This is a genomic window from uncultured Subdoligranulum sp. (genome assembly GCF_937890665.1).
The window spans coordinates 1-6,621 of the sequence record NZ_CALADU010000149.1; the positions used below are offsets into that span (position 1 = coordinate 1).

Annotated in this window: 4 protein-coding genes; 2 read left to right on the forward strand and 2 right to left on the reverse strand. The window is 54.6% G+C overall.

Going from position 1 to position 6,621, the window contains the following annotated elements:
* Positions 1 to 81: 81 nt before the first annotated feature.
* Entirely contained in the window at positions 82 to 1,695 is a 1,614-nt protein-coding gene (locus Q0526_RS08630; protein WP_298732566.1) for a mannitol dehydrogenase family protein, read from the reverse strand.
* A 184-nt stretch (positions 1,696 to 1,879) separates the two neighbouring features.
* Between Q0526_RS08630 and Q0526_RS08635 the strand changes: the two genes are divergently transcribed.
* Entirely contained in the window at positions 1,880 to 2,800 is a 921-nt protein-coding gene (locus tag Q0526_RS08635) for an AraC family transcriptional regulator (RefSeq protein ID WP_298732560.1), read from the forward strand.
* A 329-nt stretch (positions 2,801 to 3,129) separates the two neighbouring features.
* Here the strand turns inward: Q0526_RS08635 and Q0526_RS08640 are convergent, their stop codons facing one another.
* Complete coding sequence (locus tag Q0526_RS08640; RefSeq protein WP_298732562.1) at positions 3,130 to 4,095, reverse strand: LacI family DNA-binding transcriptional regulator; 966 nt, start codon at positions 4,093 to 4,095, stop codon at positions 3,130 to 3,132.
* Positions 4,096 to 4,378: 283 nt separating this feature from the next.
* Between Q0526_RS08640 and Q0526_RS08645 the strand changes: the two genes are divergently transcribed.
* Entirely contained in the window at positions 4,379 to 6,229 is a 1,851-nt protein-coding gene (locus tag Q0526_RS08645; protein ID WP_298732564.1) for an alpha/beta fold hydrolase, read from the forward strand.
* The last annotated feature ends 392 nt before the right edge of the window (positions 6,230 to 6,621 follow it).

Below are 6,621 nucleotides of genomic sequence, written 5' to 3' on the forward strand. Positions count from 1 at the left end.
TGGTAGGGGAGCCTTTAAGCGCGTTGCCGCGTGAAAAAGTTTCCCCACCATAAGGTTGCAAGGTTGAGTGCTCCCGTTGCCTCAGGCTAGCGCCTCGTGCAGCGTCTTGCGCACCGCGCCGGGGCCCGCCAGTTCGGCCACGAAGTATTCCTCGATCTTCGCAGCCAGCGGCGTGGCGGTCAGGTCCACGCCGAAGATGGACGCATTGCTCAGGATGCCCTTGAGCTGGCCCTGATACGTCTCCGGCTTGCCCACTTCGATGCCCGCCAGCTTCGCCTGCAGGTCGTCCTTCAGCGGGTCGGCCGAAACTTCAAACGCCTTGCCCTCGTCGTCCACCGCCAGCAGGTAACGCAGCCAGCCGGCCAGCGCCAGCGGGATGGATACCAGCGTGTTCAGGTCGCGGCCTTCCGCGATGTAGCTCTTGATGGTCTCGCCAAAGCGGATGCCCACCTTCTGGGACGTGTCGGTGGCGATGCGCTGCGGCGCGTCCGGCATGAAGGGGTTGGGCAGGCGCTGGCCCACGACCTCGTCAATGAACGCTTTGGGGTCCAGGATGCCGGGGTCCACGACCACCGGCAGGCCCTCGACGTAGCCCAGCCGCTTGATGAGCGCCACGATGTCGGCGTCCTTCATCTCGTCGCAGATCAGCGTGTAGCCCAGCATGCAGCCGTACACGCTCATGGCCGTGTGCAGCGGGTTCAGGCAGGTGGTGACCTTCATGCGCTCGGTCTTGTTCACCGTGTCGCGGTCGGTCAGGTAGACGCCGGCCTTCTCCAGCGGCGGGCGGCCGTTGGGGAACTTGTCCTCGACCACCAGATACTGCGGGCGCTCGGCGTTGACGAAAGCCGCGATGTAGGTGTTCTTGGAAGTGACGATGGGCGCCATGCCCTCGATGCCGTCCTTCGCCAGCGATTCTTCCACCATCTGGTGCGGGCGCGGGGTGATCTTGTCGATCATCGACCAGGGGAAGGCGATCTTCTTCTCGTCGTTGAGGTAGTCCAGGAAGTCCTGCCCCACAAAGCCCTTCTTCTGCCAGGCTTCGGCCACGGCCATCACGCTGGCACGCAGCTTTTCGCCGTTGTGGGAGCAGTTGTCCATGCTGACGACGGCCAGCGGCGCGGCGCCCGCCTGGAAACGCTCATACAGCAGCGCGGCCACCAGGCTCATGGCGTGGCGGGCGTGGGCGGGGCCTTCGTCCATGTCGGCCTGGACCACCGGCATCAGGCTGCCGTCGGGACGGTAAAGGGCGTAGCCTTTCTCGGTGATGGTGAAAGAGATCATCTGCAGGCCGGGATCGGTGAAGATCTCCTTGAAGCGGGCCATCATGGCCGCGTCGGAGGAATCGGCGCGCAGGGCCTCGGCCACCGAGCCGATGATCTCGCGGCTGGTGGTGCCGTCGGGGTTCAGCGTGACCATCATGGTCAGGTTGTCGTAGGGGGTGTAGATCTTGTCGATGATGTCATAGTCGAAGGTGTCGGCCGCGATGATGCCGCGGTCGGCCAGCCCCTCATTGAGCAGGCGCTGCTGCAGCGCGGCGATGAAACCGCGGAAGATGTTGCCCGCGCCGAAGTGGACCCAGACGGGGTGGGCCTTGGTGGCGGCGGTCATGGCGGCGTGGTCGAAAGCGGGCAGTTTGACGCCCAGTTTTTCCCATTCGGCTTTGTGCGCGGTGAGGGAAGTTGCATTCATCTGCATCATGAAACGCTCCTTTGTGTGCATGGGAATGGGGGCGGCCCTGTGCCACCCTGCTGCCTACAGTATACGCTGCAATTTTTCACAAGAAAATGGCCGATATTGCTTGAAAGATTGCAATAATTGCGGTAAACTATTAAAGTAGTGTAAAAGGCGGGGCCCGCGGGGCAGGCCAGGGAGGTGCAACATGGCAAAACCGGCGTACAATCCCTATACCGGGCGGCAGACGATGGTGGAGCCGGACTACGAGATCTATCGGTACCGGTCCACCTACATGAACGAGGTGGACCTGCACCACCACGATTTTTACGAGATCTACCTGCTGCTGCGCGGCCGGGTGGAATATATCGTGGAGAACAAAATTTTCCGTATGCGGCCGGGCGACTGGATGCTGGTCAGCCCGCTGGAACTGCACCAGGCGCGCATCGGCCCCGACGATACCTATGAGCGCATCGTGCTGTGGGTGGCGCGGCCGTATCTGGAGGGGCTTTCGACCCCGCGCACCAGCCTGACCCGCTGTTTTGACACCAGCGTGCCCACCCACACGAACCTGCTGCGGCCGGGCGGCGCGGTGGGGGCGCAGCTTCGCGCGGAGGTGGAGCGGCTGTACAAGCAGCGGACCTCGCGGGCGTACGGCAGCGACCTTCTGGCGCAGGGCGCGCTGGTGGAACTGCTGGTGGGCCTGAACCGCACGGCCGAGGAGCGCAGCGACAGCGGCCCCGCGGGCGCCAGCGACGAGGCGGTGGACGCGGTATTGCATTACATCAACGAGCATTTCAGCGAACCGCTGACGCTGGACGAGCTGGCGGCGCGGTTTTTCATCAGCAAGTATCACCTGCTGCGCAAGTTCGACGCGCAGGTTGGTACGACGGTACACCGTTATATTTTGCAGAAACGGCTTATCAACGCCAAGCAGCTTTTGGCGGGGGGCGTGCCGCCGAGCCAGGTGTGCCAGTACTGCGGGTTTGGCGATTACGCGAACTTTTACCGGGCGTTCAAGACCGAGTACGGCCAGACGCCGCGCCAGTTCGTGCAGAGCGTGCGCGGCGCGGGGGGCGTTGGGGGTGTCCTTTCTTTGCAAAGAAAGGACCAAAGAAACTCTCTATAAAAAGGCATGGGTGTACACCCATGCCTTTTTGGTTAAAAATTCTTTTGGTTCTTTTCTTATAAGAAAAGAATGAAGAGAGAAGAAAAAACAGATACATGATTTGTGGAATGATGGAACATCTGACGGGGAAGGGGTGTTTTTGCGGAATGGGAGCGTCTGGCGGGAGGTGCAGAACCCTTCCGTCTGCTTCGCAGACACCTCCCCTGGGAGGGGAGGCTTTACTCTACTGCCCGTCAAAGGCTCCCATCGTAGAGGAACCGGTCGCGCAGCACCTTCAAAAGGACTTCCACTGCAGTTTCTACTGCAATCAAAACACGCATGAATTTACATTATAGATTCCCCTCGGGGTGCTGAAAAACACAAGGCAACACATTTCTTCTTGTACGGGACTTTGGGTATTGGAGCCTTTCCAGAATCATTCTTCCTGCCAAATGTCCGATTTTTTGTGTAGGCTGTTTTATAATCGGCACACCACGGAAAAGATGTTCGTATTCCGGTGTATCACTAAAACTCACCACAGCCGGATGATAATTCACGGCGCTTTCCAGGCGCATCAATTCAACATACAGTTTGCTGTTTCCAATCAAAAGTGCTGTGCAGTGTTCTTCCATCAGTTCTTCTGCAGCACAGGCTACCCCGCTATCAATCCCTACATATCGAATAACAGGCGGGAAAGAATACATTTTCGCTGCGTGTCGGTAGGCTGCTACCCTCTCTTTGGTTGTACTCAGATTTTCTTGCCAAGCCAGCATACCAATTTTCTTGTGCCCATGGGCGATCAGATATTCTATGCTTTCCAGAATCGCTTCATAGGAATCGGCACGGACCGTATCGCATTGGCTGTTGATGGGGAGACGGTCGATCAGTACAACAGGAAAGCCGGCCGGAATACAGGTGGAAAGGTCGGCGTAGGATTCAAAACAGCTTGCCACAATCAGGGCATCCACGATCCCAGAAGATAGTCTTTGCAGATGCTCGGCTTCCCGCTGAACATTCTCATGCGTATTGGCCACGATCAGATCATAGTGATTGCACCCCAGGATCTCCTCGAGCGCTTCCACAAGCGTTGGGAAAAACGTATTGCAGATGTCGGGCACAATAAACCCGATGGTCGATTTTTTACCTGTTTTAAAATGGCGGGCAGAGTTATCCGGCATATATTTTAATTTTTCAATCGCTGCCATAACACGCTGCCTTGTTTCCGGTCGTACAGGACGCGTCCCATTGATCACATTGGAAACTGTAGCAATAGACACCCCCGCCATACGCGCCACGTCTGTTATTTTGGACTCCAACTTTCGTCACCTCCTGCAATATAAACGTTTTATCGTACCTATAACAAGCTTAGCAAAATGATATCGAATGTCAATTTGAGATTTATACCAAAATCTCACATGTTTATTGTGCGTTTTGTTCAAAAGCGAAGTAAAACGATTCCGTATAATTGACAGTTTGACTAAAGTACAGTACAATGCAGATAATTAAAACGTTTTAATACCGGCATTTTACAACATCGCATTTCCCTTAAATCTTTCTGCAGGCAGAAAAAACCGTTCCAGGAAAGGAGAGAAAACATCCATGAAAAAACGGTCCCTTACACGCAATTGTCTGATTGCCCTGGCTGTTTGCCTGGTATTGTGCCTGGTGAGCATGGTTGGCACACGCCAAATGTTGACGGACAACGGCAATGTTCTGGTCAAGGATCAAAAGTTCATTACCCCCAAAGGCCAGACCGTGCGCTTTCTGGAATACCGGCCCATCACCGCATCCGAAAACTCGCCGGTCCCTGCCGTTATTTACAGCCCTGGTAACGACAATACCGCAGAGATCTGGCGTGGTGTGGCGCACGAATTATCCCGTCGTGGCTATGCAGTTTTTGTGCCGGACCTGCTTTCTGCCGGTCATTCTGATGAAGCAGTGGGTAATTCTACTACGTTCGGTTTCAGTGAACTGATCGACTATGTGTATGACAACCTGGACTACATCGACAAAGAGAATATCTCCATCGGAGGCTACTCCAAAGGCGGTAATAATACACTGGTGGTCTTAAATGAATACGGCGAACTGCAGCGCAATCATCCTGACCAATACGTTCAGAAGTTCCGCGCAGCTCTTGTGCTGGCCCCACCGCCGCCATCCTTCGAAAATGTCGTCACAGGTGTCAGCATTGGTTTTGGAGCCGGTTTGTACGATCCTTATTCCCGTATCGGCTTCCAACCGGTGGAAGGGTATTGGCCCGGAGATCTCAGTGTAAAAACGGAGATGAAAGAGTTTATCAACCTGGGCGTACCGGGTACTTTTTCGGAAGCCGAAATGACAGACCCCAATGCCAAAATTGAAATAGGCCACGTCTACGGCAGTTTTGCTGATGGAAATGCCCGCGTTGTCTATAATCCCTCTGATTCTACCCATGCTTTTGGCGTTTATAGCCCTCTGTTTACGCAGAATACAGTAAGCTTCTTTATGCAAGCTGTGGAAGCGCCCAACCCCATCGACCCTTCTGAGCAAAATTATATGGTTCTGATGGCCTTCTCGGCACTGGGCTTTTTGGCGATTCTTGCCATGGTCGTGCCTGTTGCACTTCTTATGTTGAATATTCCGGTATTTTCGGCACTCAAGAATCCGGCAGATGCCCCAACTTCCGGCCTGAAAACCCGGAAAGACTGGACGATTTTTATTGTTGCTTCGCTCATCGGAGGTTTTGTGCCGCCCATCATGTCCCCCATCCTGATGCAGCAAACCAGCAAGATTTTTTCTCTCACCGGTACCGGCAGTTCCAGCGGCGTTTTTGTGTACGGTGTAGCCAACAATAACGTGGTCTGGCTGATGTTCAGTGCGCTGTTCCTGTTGGCAATGTTTTTCCTTTTCTTCTTCCTGATCCACAAAAAGAACGGTGCTCGCCTTTCTGATTATCATCTGAAAATCACGCTGCCGAATATCGGCCGCACCCTGTTGCTGGCTGGCTGTGTCGTCTGGATCGCCGACTATTTCTTCAAGGTCGATTTCCGCCTTCTTGATCTGACGCTGGCGACGATCCAGTGGTCTCATTTGCGGATCACCCTGTGCTATGTTCCCTTCTTCGTTCTGTACTGGTGTATCAACTCGCTGATCATGAACGGCTGCAACCGTTTCAAGGGGATGCCGGAATGGGTCAACCTGCTGATCTGCGTACTTTGTAACGTTTTGGGAACGATCGTTGTTGTCTCGGTATATTATGTGAGCATGGCTGCCAACGGGCAGGGATTTGGAGATTCTGGAAATTGGAAGGCTTACATGATGCTTTCCTACATGATCATCATGGCGATTTCCGGTACGATCATCAACCGCAAGCTTTATAATGCCACCAGTAATCTGTACCTTGGGCCTGTAATTTTTGGCATCCTCACCGCCTATATCAATACGACGGTGTACACGCTGCCCGCACCTTGATCATGCAGGTATCATTCTTTTCTTATAAGAAAAGAACCAAAAGAATTTTCACCAAAGAAGGCATGGGTGTATACCCGTGCCTTTTTATCTGGAGTTTCTTTAGTCCTTTCTTTGCAAAGAAAGGGTGATACACATATTTTTATTGTCCATAAGAGCCGATAGCAGGGACAAGTGCTGAATTAAGCCGGAAGGGATTACCTTCCGGGATATGCTCACGGCGGGGTCTTGACCCCGCCGTGTTTTTTGTTGCCCGCAAGGTGTTGGGGTAGGGGAACGTACCACGGGCGGCCTGCAGGCCGCCCCTACATCCGGCGGGAGGGACTATTTTCCCGGCAAGGGTGTGCAAGCGGACAGTAAAACCCCTCAGGCCGCTTCGCGGCCCTGGCCGGGTT

Excerpts from the sequence above, each read along its gene's own strand:
- Q0526_RS08645 (WP_298732564.1), top strand. The coding sequence starts at position 4,379 with ATGAAAAAACGGTCCCTTACACGCAATTGTCTGATTGCCCTGGCTGTT.
- Q0526_RS08630 (WP_298732566.1), bottom strand. The coding sequence starts at position 1,695 with ATGCAGATGAATGCAACTTCCCTCACCGCGCACAAAGCCGAATGGGAA.
- Q0526_RS08635 (WP_298732560.1), top strand. The coding sequence starts at position 1,880 with ATGGCAAAACCGGCGTACAATCCCTATACCGGGCGGCAGACGATGGTG.